Here is an 18,093-nt window from a genome sequence, read left to right as displayed (position 1 = left end):
TCTGTAGTAAGACAAAACAAAACAGGACCGGAAATACCCGATCCTGTAAACTCCAAATTGCTTGATTTGCAACCCTTAGGACTTGTAATCTACACGATTGCTGTAGGTTTTACGCTTGTCGATCAAGCCATTTAATGCATCCACATAAGCACGGGCGCTTGCTTCCAGAATGTCAGTGCTTACCCCACGTCCCTGTACAGATAGATCGTTTTGGGTCAACACGACATGCACTTCACCCAGAGCATCCTTACCTTGGGTAACAGACTTGATCGAGTAATCCGAAAGAACGACTGTCTCGCTGCTGGCTTGGTCAATCGCATTGTAAATCGCATCGACCGAACCGTTCCCTTCAGCTTCCGTCTCAATAACCTGACCATCGTCTGTAACCAGACGTACCTTGGCGGAAGGTGTAGCCTCGTTGCCATAGGTTACAAAAATCGTTTCCAGCTTGAAAACTTCTGGTGAATCGGCCAGTTTTTCTTCCAGCAGCGCCAGGATATCATCATCCGATACTTCTTTCTTCCTGTCAGCCAAATCCTTGAACTGTCCGAAGGAGCGGTTCAGCTCCTCTTCGCTCAATTCGTAGCCCAGCTCGATCAAGCGTTCGCGGAAAGCATGGCGACCGGAATGCTTGCCCAGTACCAGCTTGCTTTCCTTCAGACCAATACTTTCCGGCGTCATGATTTCATAGGTCGTTTTTTCCTTCAACATGCCATCCTGATGAATACCCGATTCATGCGCAAAAGCATTCGCTCCAACAATCGCCTTGTTGCCCGGCACGACCATACCCGTCAGACGGCTGACCATACGGCTCGTACGTGCAATCTCGGACAGTTGCAGAGACGTTTTGGCCTGGAAAAATTCCTGTCTCGTCTCCAGCGCCATCGCGATTTCCTCAATGGCGGTATTTCCGGCGCGTTCACCGATACCGTTAATGGTGCCCTCAATCTGATCCGCCCCGTTCAGGATCGCAGCCAGCGTATTGGCCGTAGCCATTCCCAGGTCGTTGTGGCAATGTGCGCTCAATTGAATCTTTTCCACACCAACTACATTCTCCTTAACATGCTTGAAAATGTTGCCGTATTCATAAGGTGTCAAGTAACCCACGGTATCCGGAATATTGACGACAGACACACCTTCCTGTACAGCCATGGTGACCATTTCCACCACAAAATCAAGCTCCGTACGACCTGCATCCTCCAGGGAAAACTCTACCTTGGGCAAATATTTTAACCCATAACGAATGGCTGAACGAGCGGTTTCCAATACCTGTGCCTTCTCCATCCGCAGCTTATACTGACGGTGAATGGGGGAGGTTGCCAGAAAGATATGGATACATGGGTCCTGAGCTCCCTTAAGTGCCTCGCGGACTGCATCAATATCCTGTTCCCTCGCTCGTGAAAGACCAATAACCGTTGAATTTTTGACAGCCTTGGCAACCGCATTAACAGAGGCCAAGTCCCCCGGTGAAGCAGCCGGGAATCCAGCTTCCATACGGTCAATACCTAATTTTTCCAACTGATGGGCAATCTCTACTTTCTCACGGGTATTCAAGTTCACACCAGGTGACTGTTCTCCGTCTCTCAACGTTGTGTCAAATATATATATTTTGCGCAACCTAACGCACCTCCCTCAGGATAGAAGCATTAAATTACAATGCGGCTCACGCAATAAGCAGGGCCGCATTGTAAGATTACATTATGAATGAATCATGTTTTTCGAACTCGTTGTACAAAAAGATCTTATTTTTTGATCCAGTGCATCATTTCGCGCAATTGTCCGCCCACCACTTCAATCGGATGGTTAGCTTCATTACGGCGAGTAGCCGTCAGGAATGCACGTCCGGATTGATTTTCAAGGATGAAGTCACGAGCAAATTTACCTTGTTGAATGTCAGTCAATACGTCTTTCATTGCTTTCTTCGTATCTTCTGTTACGATACGTGGTCCAGTTACATAGTCGCCATATTCCGCTGTGTTACTGATGGAATCGCGCATTGTTGCCAAACCGCCTTCATACATCAGGTCAACGATCAGCTTAAGCTCATGCAAGCATTCGAAGTAAGCCATCTCAGGAGCATATCCTGCTTCAGTCAACGTTTCAAAACCCGCTTTTACGAGTGCGCTCACGCCACCACACAATACCGCCTGCTCACCGAACAGATCTGTTTCCGTTTCTTCACGGAAGGAGGTTTCGATCACGCCCGCACGTGTACAGCCAATACCCTTGGCATAAGCAAGACCGATTTCTTTCGCTTGACCCGTTGCATCCTGCTCGATTGCAATCAGACCCGGTACGCCAAAGCCTTCTACATAGGTACGACGTACCATATGACCTGGAGATTTTGGAGCAACCAGCAGTACATCGCTATCTTTAGGAGCAACGATTTGTCCGAAATGAACATTGAAACCATGGGAGAATAAAAGAGCTGCTCCTTTTTTCAGGTTAGGTTCAATTTCATTTTTGTATACAGAAGCTTGTGTTTCATCCGGCAACAAAATTTGAACCACATCTGCACGGCTTGTTGCATCAGCCACGTTCAGAACTTCAAAACCGTCGTTTCTTGCAACATCTGCCGATTTGCCTTCACGCAAACCGATAACAACATTTAGACCACTGTCACGCAAGTTTTGTGCTTGAGCATGTCCTTGGCTACCGTAACCGATAACGGCAACTGTTTTTCCTTTCAATACGCTGAGCTCTGCATCTTTTTCGTAGTACGTTGTAACTGCCATGGTTAATTTCCTCCTTTTAATTGGACCCTTCATAATGAGCGGGTACTCCAAGAGACTCTGCATCGTTACCGAACCTTGAAAATCTCTTCGAGCCCCCGCTCTTATGCGGGCGGTTCTTTATTGATGTAATGCGCTATAAGCGGTGATTCGTTAAAGCTCCGTATTAAGCATTGCCACGTATCATGGCCGTAACCCCGGTTCGGGTCAGCTCACGAATACCGTAAGGCTTCAACAACTCGATCATGGCATCAATTTTTTCGGTATCGCCAATGACCTGAACAATCAAGCTCGTCGTTCCAACATCAACTACGGCTGCTCTGAACGTTTCCACGACACCCATAATTTCTGGCCGCTGAGGCGGTTCTGCTTTCACCTTAATCATCGCCAGCTCCCGTGCGACCATTGGCTTGGAGCTAAGATCAATAACCTTGATTACATCAACCAGCTTGTAAAGCTGCTTCTCGATCTGCTCCAGATTGTTCTTATCTCCTATGGTCACAATGACCATACGGGATAATCCAACTTCCTCCGATTGACCCACGGTAATGCTCTCAATGTTAAAGCCACGGCGACCGAACAGGCCGGACACACGCTGCAAAACGCCGGGATGATCATTTACCAGTACAGCAATGGTATTTTTAGTCGTCATTTTACTCGTCCCCCATCAGCATTTGATCAATCGTCGAACCTTGCGTCACCATTGGATATACATTCTCTTCCTTGCTGACCACAAACTCGACAACGACCGGTCCGGGTGTATCAAGCGCCTCCTGCCAAGCCCGACGTGCCTCTTCCTTATTCGTAGCACGCAGTCCTTTTACGCCGTATGCCTCAGCCAGCTTCACAAAATCTGGGCTTCCGGCCAGATCAATATGGCTATAGCGATTGTCATAGATCAATTCCTGCCATTGTCGAACCATCCCCAGCACCTGATTGTTGATGATTACGATTTTGACCGGGATGTTATTGATTGCACAAATGGCCAGCTCCTGCGAACACATCTGCATGCCGCCGTCTCCGTTAATCGAGATAACCAGTCTGTCGGGATTCGCCATCTGAGCGCCAATCGCGGAAGGGAAACCAAATCCCATCGTACCTAGCCCACCGGATGTTACCCATGAGCGCGGCTGATTGAATTTATAATACTGCGCTGCCCACATTTGATGCTGACCCACGTCCGTTGTCACGATTGCGCCGCCTTTGGTCGTTTCATCCAGCAGCTCGACAACCCATTGTGGCTTAAGCACTGTATCCGAATCCTTATAAGAATAAGGCTTCTCATTTTTCCATTGTTGAATTTGCGCTCTCCATGCATCCGCTCGATTCGCGCGTTTCACATCCTGATTCAGCAACTCCAGTACCGCTTTCACATCGCCTACAATCGGAATATCTGTCGGTACGTTTTTGCCGATTTCGGCAGGATCGATATCAATATGGACAATTTTGGCGTGAGGAGCAAAGCCGTCCAGCTTGCCTGTCACCCGGTCATCAAAGCGGGCACCGATACAGATTAGCAAATCCGACTGTTGAATCGCCTGATTGGAGGTGTACGTTCCGTGCATCCCCGGCATTCCTGTCCACAGTTCATGACCACTTGGGAAACCTCCCAATCCCAGCAATGTTGTTGTAATCGGAATTTCCGTTTTGCGAACAAACTCGTAAAGTGCCTCATGCCCACCGGAGTAAACAACCCCGCCACCTGCCAGAATAAATGGGCGTTTCGCTTCAGAAATAGCGTGAGTCAGCTTGTCTAGCTGAATTTTGTTTGGCAATACCTTCGGGTTATAACCTCGCATGGTCACAGGTCCCGTTTGTGGAACAAACAGCGTTTGGGCTGCCGATATATCCTTCGGAATATCAATCAGTACCGGACCCTTGCGGCCCGTGTTGGCAATATGGAACGCCTCATGAATGATTCGCGGCAGATCCTCTACATCTCTTACCAGATAGCTGTGCTTCGTAATCGGCATCGTGATTCCCGTGATATCAGCTTCCTGAAAAGCGTCTGTGCCGATCAGGGAGGATATAACGTTGCCTGTGATGACCACTAACGGCACCGAATCCATAAAAGCCGTCGCAATGCCGGTTACCAGGTTTGTTGCTCCAGGTCCGGAAGTCGCGATACAGACGCCGACTTTACCACTGGCACGTGCGTAACCATCTGCCGCATGAATGGCTCCCTGCTCGTGACGGGTGAGGACATGCTTGAAATCCTCAAAGCCATACATGGCATCATAAATGTAAAGCACTGCACCACCGGGGTATCCGAAGACACAATCTACTCCCTCCAGCAACAGGCTACGGAGCAAAATTTCCGAACCTGTAATCACTTCAGGTTTCATCCACTTTTCGCGTAATTCATTGGTTGACCGAACTTCAGGAATTTGTGCACTCATTGGTCATCCTCCTTTACAAAATTTACATACATCTGACATTTGTAAAAACAAAAAAACCTTCCATCCCTAGAACAGACTTGCTGTTACTGAGGGACGAAAGGCTATAGCTTCCGTGGTACCACCCGTATTTGCCCGATATTTCGCAATATCGAACCTTGGCAGGTACAGAAATCACAAAGGATCTCCATATCTGGCGTCTGTAACGTAGACCGTACGATTTTCCCTAATAGGTGAATCAGCGCACCGCTAAATATCATCGGGCCCAAATACTTTTCAGGAAAACAGCTCCAAGGTGAGCTCGTTAAAAAGGGATTTTGGTGAAGCTTGCAGCTAATGCCTCACTCTCTGAACAAAAGAGCCCTAATCACTTCGTCCTTTTCATTGCCGTTGAGTTCATGTCATTCTTTCAAATGTTTAGACACATTATATGTCCCCCATCTGGGATAGTCAATACCCAGATTTCATAAAAATTCATGTTTTATCTCCGGGGTACCTCGGAGCCGCACGCTTGCAAGAGCTACCCGCATATTATAAAAAAGACCACACGGCGAGACTGTGCGCACCTCCAAAGCCTCGTCTTGCCTTGCTAAAAGGGTGGAAAAGGAGGCACGCTATGATCCGCAAACGCAGCGCCCAAGATGACAGAATGATCCTTCGTCTGATCGAGCAAGAACTTGTCCCCCTGTCACATTTAGGTGCACAAGAAATAGATCAAATCCGTAAAGAATTACCCCGGCGCTTAAACCGGGGCATCACTTTTGTCGCTTGCAGGCCCGATAATGCACAGCCTGTCGGCTTCATTCATGTCATGCTGCATGGAGAGCTGCTGTACATTGATTTGATCGCAATCTCTTCGTCTCATCAAGGCCAGCGCTACGGAAAAAAACTGCTGGAGCATGCCGAACAATACGGGCGACTACGACGCTGCAAGCGGGCAAAAGTCATGGTAGATGAAGTCAATATCCGTGGAATCCGCTTTTATCTGCGTAACCATTACCAAATGCTACGATACGTCTCCCTGAGTCGATGCCATGAACTTGAAAAAACACTGTGAAAAAGTGGAGCCTACATCTCAAAATTCCATTAACCTAGAATACATTGGGGTAAAACGGATATCCTGCTCCGGGGTATCCCCCATCTGTATATGGGCCGTACTGAGGGGCACCGTATCCCGGACCGCCATATCCCGGTCCCCCATAACCTGCTCCGTAACCGCCATATCCACCAACGTAAGGAGCCGTGCCGATGGCAAGCAAGTCAAACAGCACCAGGGGAATAATCGCCTTCGTCTTTACTTTTTTCTTACGGTTTGGCTGAAGAATCAGTCGGTTACCCGAAATGCGAATCAGCTTGCCGCTGACCTGAGAACCATCCTTGCGAGTAGCCAGAATGACTTTGCCGACAAGCTTCTCCACCTGCTTTCTGGTTACTGCCTGTTTCATCGTATTTCCTCCTTCTTTCTTAACGGATGGACAGATTGAACGGCTCCTTGATAGCTCACGGCCACCACAAAACAGACTGGAGCTGACAGGGGCCGAGCGTTCGTCCAATCTGCATAGCACAGTCTATTCCATCCATGCCAGAAGCGTATGTTTATATGCCTGCACAACCTAAAAAAATCCGGTATCTGCGAATGCAGATACCGGATTTACGAACAAATACAATTTACTGATTCCAAGACAAATAGCGTTTAGTTGCCCATTTACTATTAGCGCTTGCTTGGATCATAGAGCTGACCCAAAGCAGCCGGTGCACGTGAACGTCCTACAGCCGCTACCAGTACAATAATCGTCAGGAGATACGGCAGCATAAAAATAATTTCCTGGGGAATACTTTGCGACCATGCGAACAACTGCACATAGTTGCGAATGGCCTGAGAAAAGCCAAAAAACACAGCTGCGCCAAAAGCGCCGAGCGGGTTCCATTTTCCGAAAATCATAGCGGCAATGGCAATATAACCTTGGCCGGATACCGTATTATGCGAAAACATATTTGTCGTCGTCAACGTAATCGTGGCACCACCAATACCAGCCAACGCACCGCTGATCATGACCCCAATATAACGCAGCCTGTTCACCTTGATACCGACGGTATCCGCAGCCCCCGGATGCTCTCCGACAGAACGTAGACGCAAGCCAAACGGCGTTTTATACAAAGTGAAATATCCAATAATGACTAATAGTATAGCCAAATAGGTCGTTGGATAAGCTTGGAAAAAAGCATTTCCTAAAACCGGAATATCTACTAGATAGGGAATTGATATTTCGCTAAAACCCTGAATTCGCCCAGTATCGCCATCACCCTCAAATAAAAGCTTAACCATGTATAGCGTACTGCCTGCCGCCAAAAAGTTAATAACAATTCCGCTAATGACCTGATCGGCTTTAAACGTAATCGAGGCTACAGCATGAATCAGCGAAACCAGAATGCCGAATACAGCCGCCGACAACACACCTACCCAAGCGGCAGAGGTCCCCCCCAGCCCTGCTTGTTCCGCATAAAATCCGCCTACACCCGCCGCAAACGCCCCGAACACCATAAGACCTTCCAGGCCGAGGTTCGTTACACCGGATTTTTCTGAAAAAACTCCGCCGAGAGACGCAAATATAATCGCCGTCGCAAAAACGAGCGTTGTATGGATTAATTCACCAAGTGTTAACCAACTCATTTTACAACACCTTCTCTTTCTTCCGCTTGGAGTAGAGCGGCTTCACAACCCAACGAACAATTCCCTGAGCTGCAATAAAGAAAATAATTGAGCCGATGACAATCCGAATGATTTCAGGCGGTACATCCGCGCTAAAGCTCATCCCCGCAGAACCATACGTAAGCGTTCCGAACAAAACAGAGCCCAGCAGTACACCGAACGGATTATTCATCCCAATGAGGGCCACGGCGATACCATCAAAGCCGGTCCCCGGCGATCCTGCCATGACGGATTGATAATGGAATACACCCAGCACTTCAAAGGCACCCGCCAATCCGGCAAAAACACCACTAATAAACATCGCTTTTACGATATTGCGATTCACATTCATACCTGCATAGCGAGATGCGTCCTGATTAAATCCAACAGCACGCAGCTCGTAGCCTTGCTTGGTTTTCCACAAGAAAATATAGAAAAACACCGCTGCCAGCACGGCAATAACGGTTCCCCAATGAACCCGGGCATTACCCATCATCTGTGACAGCCATTCAATCGAAATTGAAGCGGAGGGCTGAATATCCACGGAACGATTTTCACCCTCCATGAGTGCGAACTGGTTAATCACCAGGTTAGCCAAATACAGACCAATCCAGTTCATCATAATACAAGTGATAACCTCATTCACGCCACGCTTAGCCTTCAAATAGCCAGCAATTGCAGCCCATAGACCCCCGAATACCGCCCCAGCAATGATTGCCAGCGGCGCATGAATAATAGCAGGCAGTCCATGCAGCTTGATGCCCACAATCGAAGCAGCCGTCATACCCACCAGAAATTGTCCTTCGCCGCCGATGTTAAACAGTCCGGCACGGGCCGCAAAAGCAAATGCAAGCCCCGTCAAAATCAGTGGGGTCATCTCACGGATAGCCTCACCAAAGTTGTATGAGTCTCCGTACACACGGCTAAATAGAGCAGAATACGCCACAATGGGATCATAACCGCCAATCAGCATTACGACAGCACCCAGAAGAAGACCCAAAATTATAGAGACCAGCGCCAGAACAAAGGAGTCTTTCGTAAATATTTTCAACAGGTTAGCCATTCTCTACTCCTTTCTTCACTGCACTTCCGGCCATCATCAGTCCCAATTCCTGATCATTCGTTTCTTCCGGTAGCACTTCCCCGACAATCTTGCCCTCATAGATGACAGCTATTCGGTCGGAAACATTCATAATTTCGTCCAGTTCAAAAGAAATGAGCAACACCGCTTTGCCTTGGTCCCGCTGAGCAATCAGTTGCTTCTGGACAAATTCAATCGCTCCAACATCCAGCCCCCGTGTAGGTTGGGCCGCAATAAGCAGATCTGGATTTTTATCTATTTCACGCGCAATGATTGCCTTTTGCTGATTACCGCCAGATAATGCTCTCGCCTTGGTATGAATGTCCGGCGTTCTCACATCAAATTTCTCGATGAGACTTTTCGCCTGCTTATCAATAGCCTCTTTGTTCAGAAAGCCATTTTTACTGTACGGAGCCTGATAGTACGTCTCCAGAACCATGTTTTCACTCATGGAGAAATCGAGTACCAGCCCGTGCTTATGCCGGTCCTCCGGGATATGCGAAACGCCTGCCTCTGAAATTTTACGTGGCGACTGATTCGTCATCTCTTGTCCGAGCAATCGGATATGCCCGCCATCGACCTTACGTAAACCGGTCAAAGCTTCAATCAGCTCACTCTGTCCATTGCCATCTACTCCGGCGATTCCTAAAATCTCACCTGCCTTGACTTGCAGGTTCAGCTTGTTCAGAACGCTAATGCCATCCTTGTTTTTAGAGACCACATTGCTCATTTCCAGAACGGTTTGTCCCGGCTTCGCAGGCTGCTTATCCACTTTAAAGGACACACGGCGGCCTACCATTTTCTCCGCCAGATCATTCGGCGTCGTTTCCGACGTCTTGACCGTATCAATAACCTGACCCCGGCGAATAATCGTAACTGTATCTGCAATTTGCATGATTTCTTTAAGTTTATGAGTGATCAAAATAATGGACTTGCCTTCAGCTACCAGACGCTTCATAATGTCCAACAGCTCAATGATTTCCTGTGGAGTCAGTACCGCTGTCGGCTCGTCAAAGATCAGGATATCTGCGCCACGATAAAGCGTTTTTATAATTTCCACTCGTTGTTGCATGCCAACGGATATATCTTCAATTTTGGCATTCGGATTCACCTGAAGGCCATACTGCTCAGACAACTGCTGTACTTCGGCGGCAGCCTTTTTATAATTGATTTTCAGACCTTTACGTGGCTCCGAGCCCAGGACAATATTTTCGGTGACAGTAAACGGCTGCACGAGCTTAAAATGCTGATGCACCATGCCAATTCCCAAATCAATCGCCTTATTTGGGCTATCAATCTGCACTGGTTTTCCACCGATTTCTATCGATCCTTCATCCGGCTGATACAGTCCGAAAAGAATATTCATAAGCGTAGATTTACCCGCACCATTCTCACCCAAAAGGGCATGAATTTCTCCCTTATGCAGCTTGATGCTGATGGAGTCGTTGGCAACGATGCCGGGGAATCGTTTTGTAATTTGCTTTAACTCAACGACGGGGGTCGCTGCATCCATGAGATCACCCTTATATACTTTATAGTATGTGCTCCAATGAGCTGATTGACCGTTATGATCTGTATAACTCCAGACGTAAGAACAAGGCTAGTCTTGTGAACCAGCCTTGTCGCCACCTTTATTTATCTTGCAAGCCAAATCTTATTTCGAAGGAACTGTAATTTCACCCTTAATAATTTTTTGCTTGTACTGCTCTACGAGATCAAGCACGTCTTTAGGAACGTTTTTGCTGGATGTATCCGCCAAGCCAATTCCGTTATCTTTCAGAGCCAGCGTTTCGATACCGCCCTTAAATTTACCGTCGATGACTTCCTGGGATACACGTTTTACGGCTTCATCCACACGTTTGACCATTGAAGTCAACGTTACGTCATCACCAAACTCAAGCGACTGGTCTTTATCTACACCGATAACCCATACCTGCTGACCTTGTTGCTTCCGTGCGAGCGCTTCGTTAAATACGCCTGTGCCTGATCCGCCAGCTGCGTGAAAAATAATATCAGCGCCGTCATTATAGATCGTTGCCGCTGCCGCTTTACCTACATCCGGCTTATCAAACGCACCTGCATAGTTTACGATCAATTTTGCATTTGGATTTACTGCTTTAATCCCTGCTTCGAAGCCTTTTTCAAAACGTTTGATCAACGGGCTGTCTTGTCCACCCACGAAACCAATTTTGTTTGTTTTCGTAAGTTTACCAGCTACAACCCCAACGAGGAAGGAACCTTCATTTTCAGCAAAAACAACCGATTTTACATTAGGCGCATCTACGACACTGTCGATGATCGCCAGATTTTTGTCCGGGTTGTCTTTCGCTACTTGTCCAATCGCATTCGCCAAATTAAAACCAATACCCCAAGTCAGGTTAAAACCGCCCTTAACAAATTGGTTCAGGTTAGGAATATAATCTTGATCCGATTTACTTTGCAGATATTTAGCCTTGGTGCCTGTTTCCTTTTCAATGGCCTGCAGTGCTTCCCATGCAGATTGGTTAAACGATTTGTCGTTTACTCCGCCTACATCTGTAACCATGCCGATTTGGACATTCGATGTTTTGGTAGAACCACCTGCTCCGCCACTTGCGTTGGATGCGCCTTGATTTTTGTTACCGCAGCCAGCGAGAATGACCGAGATCGCCAGCAACATAACCAAAGACATACTGAACATTTTCTTCATGCTGATACTGTTCCCCCTTAGTGTTAGATCCCTGGACTGTCTCTTTTCTCTGAAAATGGGTACGTCATACATGCCATTTACTGTCGAGACAGATCCTACAGAAGACTTACTTTAGAGATTATACAATTATGATCGACTAAAATCCAGATGATTAATAACCTTGGGTCAATTTTTTTTGAAAATGAATCAATGTAAGCGCTACACATATTGCAAAATCCATACATTCTGTCATCAGACGTCATGTTTATTCGTATTTTGAATAATTTGGACTTTTTTCATTTCATTAAGTATGTACAAAAAAAGGCATCCCTACACAGTATACTGCTCGGGATACCTTTCCAACCACTTTCGCGGTTTCAACACCTTCATCTCAATAATTAAGCGTTGATTTTGCCTTTAGCAACAGTTGCCAAAGAGTTGAACGCATTGATATCGTTGACTGCAAGATCAGCCAGGATTTTGCGGTTAATGTCCACACCAGCCAATTTCAGGCCGTGCATCAGTTTGCTGTAAGACAAACCGTTCAAGCGAGCTGCTGCATTGATACGCACGATCCACAGTCTGCGGAAGTTACGTTTCGTCTGACGACGGTCACGGTATGCGTAAACAAGCGATTTCATTACCTGCTCGTTAGCTGTTTTAAAAATGCGGTGTTTGGAACCAAAATAACCTTTAGCAAGCTTCAATACTTTTTTATGACGACGACGAACGACGAATCCGCCCTTTACTCTTGCCATATCAAAAGACCTCCCAAATAATGTTTATGCTTAATTCATTGCCGTACTGTGTGCTATTTCAGGTTAGCAAGACCTTGTTTCAGACGCTTAACGTCCCCAGGCGCCATCTCAGGGTTAGTACCCAGAACGCGTTTTGCACGTTTGGATTTGTGGGAAAGCAAGTGGTTTTTGTAAGCTTTGTAACGCATTACTTTACCGGTACCAGTAATCTTGAAGCGGCCTTTAAGGCTGCTATGTGTTTTCATTTTAGGCATTGAACTTCCTCCTTAATTTGTCATTGACTCTTTGGAGCCAATATCATAATCATGCTGCGTCCTTCGAGCTTGGGTTGGCGCTCCACGGTACAAAGATCAGCAACTTCCAATTTCACACGTTCGAGAATCTTTTGACCCACGTTAGCATGGGTGATTTCACGACCGCGGAAACGAACGGAGCATTTCACCTTGTCCCCTTCATTCAGGAACTTCACCACATTGCGAAACTTGGTCTGGTAATCATGCTCCTCGATGTTGGAACGGAACCATACCTCTTTGATGTCAACGATCTTCTGGTTTTTACGGGCTTCCTTTTCTTTCTTCTGTTGTTCGTAGCGGAATTTTCCGTAATCCATAATCCGACACACGGGCGGCTTCGCTTGAGGCGCCACGTTCACGAGATCCAAGTTGGCGTCAATCGCCATTTGTAGAGCTTCACGAGTCGGCGTAATCCCGATTTGTTCCCCGTTAGCACCAACCAGACGTACTTCTCTCACCCGAATCTCATCATTGATCATATGTTCCTTACTAATAACCCTCCACCTCCAGAACCTGTTATTGTTGTATTGTATTAAAGCACAAAAAAGGGATGACGACTATGCAGCCGACATCCCTGTCTGATACTCAATTCATCATGAAAGTTCAATTCACAAATCATTGGATCAAGACCAGCCGGCAATACCGGACAGGTGAGAAGTCGGACCTTCTACTTGTTAATCCATACTTTTTCAATTAACACACTTGATCATCATATCACGCAACTCACCAGAGTGTCAACACATTTATTAAAAATAGTTAGGATTTGTGAAACACTTATATGTGCTTCTGCATTTAGCCCTGCTTGCTTTGAACTTCTTCCAGCCGAACGACACGCGTATGCTGGGTGTGGCTCCATTGCTTGTTGTTTTGCGTGAAGAACGCATAGAACGTAATCGGATACCACGAAATCAGATAGACAGGGAATAGCAGCAAATAAAGATACACTTTTTTGAACGTGACCTTCTCCAGAATCATCGCAATCACAAAGGTTGAAACGTTCAACCCAACTGCTATAACACCGGTCCAAGCCGGAAATTGCACATAGATATTTTCAATATTAGGTCCCCCGAAGAACGCAATATCCACCCACATCGCTGCTGTCATCAAGAAAGTGAACAGTACGATGTACACATTCAGACCATAGAGAGCCATATCGAATTTAATCAGACTTCTATGCTTGATGCTCTGCCACAGCAGCGGGAAGAAATAACGGCGAGCGACTGTAAAGTGACCCTGCATCCAGCGCAGACGTTGTCTGGAGGAAGCTTTAAAAGTCAACGGCTTCTCGTCATATACCTTGGCATCATAATTAAATCTCGGATATACATTACGTTGCGTACAACGCATGGTAAACTCCAAATCCTCTACCAGACTCGTCGCACCCCAGCCCATTTCCTTGAGCAGATTCGTTTCAAAGCACATGCCTGTACCACCAAGGAAGTTAGCCATGTTCAGGTTGTGACGTGACAACTGCCACAAACGGTTGATATACCAGTAAGATACCCCGTATGCCGCAGTAATCCATGAATCCTCAGGATTCTTCGTATCAATGTACCCCTGGATAACGCGGGCACCTGTGCACAAGTCGTTGTTCATTTCACTCAAGAAATTCGTATGTGCCAAATTGTCAGCATCGAACATGACAATCGCATCATATTGACGTGGCATAGCCCACAATTCCTTGAGCATCCACTCAATGGCGTAGCCTTTACCACGCAAATTCGGGTTCGTACGTTCACAAGCATTCATGCCGTGTGCTCGAACGATATCCGCCGTCTTGTCCGTGCAGTTATCACAAATAACGAATACATCGTACAGTTCCTTTGGATAATCAAGTTGCTTCAAGTTCTCCATCAATGCTCCAACAACCTGTTCCTCGTTGTGGGCAGCGACCAAAATGGCAAATGATTTTTCCGGAGCCGCATGCTCTTTCCTTTTTTTGCGAACCAGACCGAACAAGGAGAATCCAAACTGATAGACCGCGATCAGCGCCAATATAATCTGGAGCGTCACGAAAATGGCGTCTAACATAATCTCTTGTTACCCCCTTTTTTATACCCCTTAAAAATCTTGCGTTTGTTTGTTTTCTATCTGTGTAGCGCAAGTTGCGGCGCTTTGCGCGCCTTTTTTTGTAGTTTTTGACCCGACCCTTGCTTTTTTCATTGACTGTGCGCAGCCCCCTATTGGCTGACACAGGAACGCCATTACGATTTTCGTTGGTTTTCAATCTTTTGTCAAAGCCTTTAAACCGTTCTCAGCAGCAAAAAAACACGACAAACTCCCGTTTGAACCAGGAATACGACGCTGATCCTTTCATAACATGACGGTAGGTCTTATTTTCATCCATTTGCTAACTTTTTATTTCTTTAGTCCCTCCTTTTTGTGGCCCATTTAGCAGCCACTTCTAAATACTCTATCGTATTAGACGAATGAACGCAAAGAAAGTTATACAATTCAACTTATATTCCATTAACATTTTTGTGTAGAATTGAACCAGATAAGTTGTGATCCTTGAAATGAGCAGCGTTTAAAAATATGATGAGAGCAAGAGAATAATGACTTATCACCTGATTCTGTCCAAGTGGCTCAAAATATTTGCCGACCAACCCGGCACGGCAACCGGAGGAAACCAAATGCAACGTTTAGTCGTAAAACTTGTAAATCTGGAGCAGCAGTTGTTCAAATGGATCAACGGACGCTTACACAATCGTTTTTTGAACTTCTGGCTTTATTATCTTACACATCTGGGTGGAGCGACCTTTACAATCACCTCTACACTGCTTGTATGGCTGCTCGCTCCGCTTCCATGGAAGGAATCCGGTATGAAGGGGGCCATCGCGCTTGGAGTCAGCCACATCCCTGTAGCCATCGCCAAAAAGCTGTACCCGCGGATTCGTCCCTACCTGGCACTGCCAGATACGAATACGTTCCGAAATCCCCTGTCGGATCATTCTTTTCCTTCAGGGCATACAACCGCTATTTTTTCAGTAACCGTTCCTTTTATGCTACAGTCACCCATGCTAACACTGCTTTTGCTTCCTATCGCACTGATTGTGGGGTTTTCCCGAATTTACCTGGGACTCCACTATCCTACGGACGTACTCGCAGGAGCGGTCATCGGCACATCAGCAGCAATAGGAACGGTTGCATTCTGGCCTTAAAGCCGATATGGTATGATTGAGAACATCCCAGCAGGAACAGGTGAAATGAGAGTGGCTAAAAAACGAGTGTTATTATTATCGGAAGGTTTCGGTGCCGGACATACTCAAGCTGCGTACGCACTCTCAAGCAGTTTGCGCAAGCTTTCTCCGAATGTGCAGACCAGAGTGCTGGAATTAGGGAGCTTTTTGAATCCGAGAATGGCTCCGCTCATTATTACAGCGTATAAGAAGACTGTCATATCGCAGCCTCGCCTGATCGGAATGGTTTACCGTCATCAGTATAAAAAATCATTAAACCGTCTTACAACGCTCGCTTTGCACCGTCTGTTCTACACGCAGACCCGAAACATTCTTCGGCAACTTCGTCCTGATTTGGTGGTATGCACTCATCCCATCCCAAGTGCAGTGATTTCACGTTTGAAGCGCTTGGGCGTACATGTTCCGCTCTGTACCGTCATTACAGACTACGATGCGCATGGAACGTGGATCAGTCCCGAGGTGGACCGGTACTTTGTATCTACACCTGAAGTCATGCGTAAGCTGCGTACACGCGGAGTACCTATGTCAAAAATTCAAGTAACGGGTATTCCGGTTCATCCAAATTTCTGGGAACATCCGGGGCACGACGAAATCCGGGACCAATTCGGTCTTAAGCCGATTCCCACGGTGCTCGTTATGGGAGGCGGCTGGGGTCTGATGAACGACGAAGTCATTCATCGATCGCTTACCCACTGGAGAGAAAACATTCAATTTATTTTTTGTCTGGGGCATAATGATAAAATTCGTCGTAAATTGCAGCTGGATCCCCGCTTTATTCATCCGAATATTCATATTTTTGGATTTACGCGGGAAATCGACAAATTAATGGAGGTATCGGATCTGCTTATTACCAAGCCCGGCGGAATGACATGCACCGAGGGCCTGGCAAAAGGGATTCCGATGTTGTTTCACAAGCCTCTCCCCGGACAGGAAGAAGAAAATTGTCAATACTTTACGGCTCAAGGCTTCGGAGAACCGATTACTTCGCTGGATGTTGTCGTTAAATGGATGAACCGGCTGTTACACGAATTTCCGGAAATCGTTCGCAAGCGACAGGATCACGTTCATAATGTAGCGCGATATTATCCTCTTCAGAGTGCACAGAGTATTTTGGATATACTGGAACCAAACAGGGTGCTTTCCTAAAAAGGAAGCACCCTGTTTTTTTATTTATTTCCCATACTTCTCAAGACGCATTTTCTCATACTCTTCCAATACATTTTTGCCAATCAACACCTCGACACGGTGGATGTTCATGCCTTTACCCATAAATTTATGCTCGTACTCGGTCATGACATGCTCTTCGTTGATACCATCACGATGAAGATTCAACGATATATTCGTCATTTGCAGACCACTATCAGCAAACGAATTCAGCGAGAACTCAAACAGCGTCTCCGAGTCGGTTTTGAAATGAATTTGCCCCTTGCTGTTTAAAAGTTGCCGGTACTTGTCCAAAAAGCGTGGATGTGTCAAACGACGACGCGCGTGCTTGGCTTTAGGCCACGGATCGCTAAAATTCAAATAAATGCGCTCAATTTCCCCAGGTTCAAAAACATTCTCAATCTGTTCAATGTTGGCAAGCGCCAATTTGATATTGGGCGGCGTATCAACCTCTGTATCACTCCAGGCCAGACGCGACTTTTCCGCTGCGCGACGCACCAGCTCATCATACATATCAAAGCCAATATAATTGATTTCTGGATTACGATAACTCATTTGGCTGATAAAACGCCCTTTGCCCATACCGAACTCCACATGAATCGGATGATCATTCCCAAAGAGCTGCTGCCACTTTCCTTTGTACTGTCCCGGCTCCAAGATGACCAGGTCCTGCTGTTCTTCCAGACTTTCCCGTATTCCTTTTCTTCCGCGTAAACGCATGTTACTCCTCCATATACTCTGTTATCAAGGAAAAAGGAATTTCACCCCCGCTTGAAGATACGGAAATGAAATTCCTTTTTCAATATATTTGGATTGGGGTCCAACTAATTTAATTGTTCATAGTCTACCCCATCAGCAGGTGAAAAATCAATCGTCTTTTGGCAAGCGGCTCTGATTTTTTGACGAGCGGCCGTTCCAATCTGGCGGTCTTGCCCAAAACGGACACCAGTCAGCGCCAAAGCCTCGTCAAAGGTTAACTCAACCGTAACTTTATCCATACGCGTTTTATCCTGCGTATTCATAAAAGATCACCTCACGGGTTATTAGTGATGGAACCGACGTGCATTTACCCTAAAGCAGGCGATAGAAGCAGCATAGCTGCCCTGAAAAAT

Annotated in this window: 18 protein-coding genes; 3 read left to right on the top strand and 15 right to left on the bottom strand. The window is 46.5% G+C overall.

The features are described 5' to 3' along the window. Positions 1–75: 75 nt before the first annotated feature. The 4 genes from NST83_RS07390 to ilvB form a co-directional block, all read right to left on the bottom strand. Complete coding sequence (locus tag NST83_RS07390; RefSeq protein ID WP_342417145.1) at positions 76–1,617, bottom strand: 2-isopropylmalate synthase; 1,542 nt, start codon at positions 1,615–1,617, stop codon at positions 76–78. Positions 1,618–1,742: 125 nt separating this feature from the next. Further along, positions 1,743–2,735: a ketol-acid reductoisomerase gene (gene ilvC / locus NST83_RS07385; protein WP_014280566.1), complete on the bottom strand. Its 993-nt coding sequence runs from the start codon at positions 2,733–2,735 to the stop codon at positions 1,743–1,745. Between the two features lie 163 nt (positions 2,736–2,898). Then, a complete protein-coding gene (gene ilvN / locus NST83_RS07380) occupies positions 2,899–3,384 on the bottom strand; it encodes an acetolactate synthase small subunit (protein ID WP_342417144.1) in 486 nt (161 codons plus the stop codon). 1 nt (position 3,385) lies between these two features. Next, positions 3,386–5,131: a biosynthetic-type acetolactate synthase large subunit gene (gene ilvB / locus NST83_RS07375; protein ID WP_342417143.1), complete on the bottom strand. Its 1,746-nt coding sequence runs from the start codon at positions 5,129–5,131 to the stop codon at positions 3,386–3,388. 613 nt (positions 5,132–5,744) lie between these two features. Between ilvB and NST83_RS07370 the strand changes: the two genes are divergently transcribed. Beyond that, positions 5,745–6,185 carry a GNAT family N-acetyltransferase gene (locus tag NST83_RS07370; RefSeq protein WP_137062182.1) on the top strand — a complete coding sequence of 147 codons (441 nt, stop codon included), beginning with the start codon at positions 5,745–5,747 and terminating at the stop codon, positions 6,183–6,185. A 34-nt stretch (positions 6,186–6,219) separates the two neighbouring features. Here NST83_RS07370 and NST83_RS07365 read toward each other — a convergent pair whose 3' ends face one another. The 9 genes from NST83_RS07365 to NST83_RS07325 form a co-directional block, all read right to left on the bottom strand. Beyond that, complete coding sequence (locus tag NST83_RS07365; RefSeq protein ID WP_137062181.1) at positions 6,220–6,573, bottom strand: hypothetical protein; 354 nt, start codon at positions 6,571–6,573, stop codon at positions 6,220–6,222. A 266-nt stretch (positions 6,574–6,839) separates the two neighbouring features. Continuing rightward, positions 6,840–7,799, bottom strand: coding sequence for an ABC transporter permease (locus tag NST83_RS07360; RefSeq protein ID WP_342417142.1), 960 nt, complete (start codon positions 7,797–7,799; stop codon positions 6,840–6,842). Between the two features lies 1 nt (position 7,800). Next, positions 7,801–8,880, bottom strand: coding sequence for an ABC transporter permease (locus tag NST83_RS07355; protein ID WP_342417141.1), 1,080 nt, complete (start codon positions 8,878–8,880; stop codon positions 7,801–7,803). Further along, positions 8,873–10,411, bottom strand: a complete 1,539-nt coding sequence (locus tag NST83_RS07350) for an ABC transporter ATP-binding protein (protein WP_342417140.1) — start codon at positions 10,409–10,411, stop codon at positions 8,873–8,875. Before NST83_RS07350 ends, NST83_RS07355 begins: the two co-directional genes overlap by 8 nt. Before the next feature lie 141 nt (positions 10,412–10,552). Continuing rightward, a complete protein-coding gene (locus NST83_RS07345) occupies positions 10,553–11,587 on the bottom strand; it encodes a BMP family ABC transporter substrate-binding protein (protein ID WP_342417139.1) in 1,035 nt (344 codons plus the stop codon). Positions 11,588–11,964: 377 nt separating this feature from the next. Beyond that, positions 11,965–12,324, bottom strand: a complete 360-nt coding sequence (gene rplT / locus NST83_RS07340; protein WP_007429517.1) for a 50S ribosomal protein L20 — start codon at positions 12,322–12,324, stop codon at positions 11,965–11,967. Positions 12,325–12,377: 53 nt separating this feature from the next. Next, entirely contained in the window at positions 12,378–12,578 is a 201-nt protein-coding gene (gene rpmI, locus NST83_RS07335; RefSeq protein WP_013309379.1) for a 50S ribosomal protein L35, read from the bottom strand. Positions 12,579–12,598: 20 nt separating this feature from the next. After that, a complete protein-coding gene (infC, locus tag NST83_RS07330) occupies positions 12,599–13,096 on the bottom strand; it encodes a translation initiation factor IF-3 (RefSeq protein WP_013309378.1) in 498 nt (165 codons plus the stop codon). Between the two features lie 313 nt (positions 13,097–13,409). Beyond that, positions 13,410–14,648: a glycosyltransferase family 2 protein gene (locus NST83_RS07325; RefSeq protein WP_342417138.1), complete on the bottom strand. Its 1,239-nt coding sequence runs from the start codon at positions 14,646–14,648 to the stop codon at positions 13,410–13,412. Positions 14,649–15,250: 602 nt separating this feature from the next. On the opposite strand from NST83_RS07325, the gene NST83_RS07320 reads away from it, so the two are divergent. Continuing rightward, complete coding sequence (locus tag NST83_RS07320; protein ID WP_014280555.1) at positions 15,251–15,778, top strand: phosphatase PAP2 family protein; 528 nt, start codon at positions 15,251–15,253, stop codon at positions 15,776–15,778. Positions 15,779–15,823: 45 nt separating this feature from the next. After that, positions 15,824–16,963, top strand: coding sequence for a glycosyltransferase (locus NST83_RS07315; RefSeq protein WP_170970798.1), 1,140 nt, complete (start codon positions 15,824–15,826; stop codon positions 16,961–16,963). A 24-nt stretch (positions 16,964–16,987) separates the two neighbouring features. Here NST83_RS07315 and trmB read toward each other — a convergent pair whose 3' ends face one another. After that, complete coding sequence (gene trmB / locus NST83_RS07310; protein ID WP_342417137.1) at positions 16,988–17,701, bottom strand: tRNA (guanosine(46)-N7)-methyltransferase TrmB; 714 nt, start codon at positions 17,699–17,701, stop codon at positions 16,988–16,990. A gap of 104 nt (positions 17,702–17,805) precedes the next feature. Beyond that, positions 17,806–18,003, bottom strand: coding sequence for a hypothetical protein (locus tag NST83_RS07305; RefSeq protein WP_013370066.1), 198 nt, complete (start codon positions 18,001–18,003; stop codon positions 17,806–17,808). Between the last annotated feature and the right edge of the window lie 90 nt (positions 18,004–18,093).

The sequence above is a fragment of the Paenibacillus sp. FSL R10-2782 genome, from assembly GCF_038592985.1.
GTDB classification, from domain to species: Bacteria; Bacillota; Bacilli; order Paenibacillales; family Paenibacillaceae; genus Paenibacillus; species Paenibacillus terrae_C.
The sequence above is the reverse complement of the archived record's forward strand: the minus strand, read 5'-3'. Positions and strand labels throughout refer to the sequence as shown.

Bases quoted from the DNA above. Each gene is read 5' to 3' on its own strand.
- ilvC (WP_014280566.1), bottom strand. From the start codon at position 2,735: ATGGCAGTTACAACGTACTACGAAAAAGATGCAGAGCTCAGCGTATTG.
- ilvN (WP_342417144.1), bottom strand. From the start codon at position 3,384: ATGACGACTAAAAATACCATTGCTGTACTGGTAAATGATCATCCCGGC.
- ilvB (WP_342417143.1), bottom strand. From the start codon at position 5,131: ATGAGTGCACAAATTCCTGAAGTTCGGTCAACCAATGAATTACGCGAA.
- NST83_RS07370 (WP_137062182.1), top strand. From the start codon at position 5,745: ATGATCCGCAAACGCAGCGCCCAAGATGACAGAATGATCCTTCGTCTG.
- NST83_RS07365 (WP_137062181.1), bottom strand. From the start codon at position 6,573: ATGAAACAGGCAGTAACCAGAAAGCAGGTGGAGAAGCTTGTCGGCAAA.
- NST83_RS07360 (WP_342417142.1), bottom strand. From the start codon at position 7,799: ATGAGTTGGTTAACACTTGGTGAATTAATCCATACAACGCTCGTTTTT.
- NST83_RS07355 (WP_342417141.1), bottom strand. From the start codon at position 8,880: ATGGCTAACCTGTTGAAAATATTTACGAAAGACTCCTTTGTTCTGGCG.
- NST83_RS07350 (WP_342417140.1), bottom strand. From the start codon at position 10,411: ATGGATGCAGCGACCCCCGTCGTTGAGTTAAAGCAAATTACAAAACGA.
- NST83_RS07345 (WP_342417139.1), bottom strand. From the start codon at position 11,587: ATGAAGAAAATGTTCAGTATGTCTTTGGTTATGTTGCTGGCGATCTCG.
- rplT (WP_007429517.1), bottom strand. From the start codon at position 12,324: ATGGCAAGAGTAAAGGGCGGATTCGTCGTTCGTCGTCGTCATAAAAAA.
- rpmI (WP_013309379.1), bottom strand. From the start codon at position 12,578: ATGCCTAAAATGAAAACACATAGCAGCCTTAAAGGCCGCTTCAAGATT.
- infC (WP_013309378.1), bottom strand. From the start codon at position 13,096: ATGATCAATGATGAGATTCGGGTGAGAGAAGTACGTCTGGTTGGTGCT.
- NST83_RS07325 (WP_342417138.1), bottom strand. From the start codon at position 14,648: ATGTTAGACGCCATTTTCGTGACGCTCCAGATTATATTGGCGCTGATC.
- NST83_RS07320 (WP_014280555.1), top strand. From the start codon at position 15,251: ATGCAACGTTTAGTCGTAAAACTTGTAAATCTGGAGCAGCAGTTGTTC.
- NST83_RS07315 (WP_170970798.1), top strand. From the start codon at position 15,824: ATGAGAGTGGCTAAAAAACGAGTGTTATTATTATCGGAAGGTTTCGGT.
- trmB (WP_342417137.1), bottom strand. From the start codon at position 17,701: ATGCGTTTACGCGGAAGAAAAGGAATACGGGAAAGTCTGGAAGAACAG.
- NST83_RS07305 (WP_013370066.1), bottom strand. From the start codon at position 18,003: ATGAATACGCAGGATAAAACGCGTATGGATAAAGTTACGGTTGAGTTA.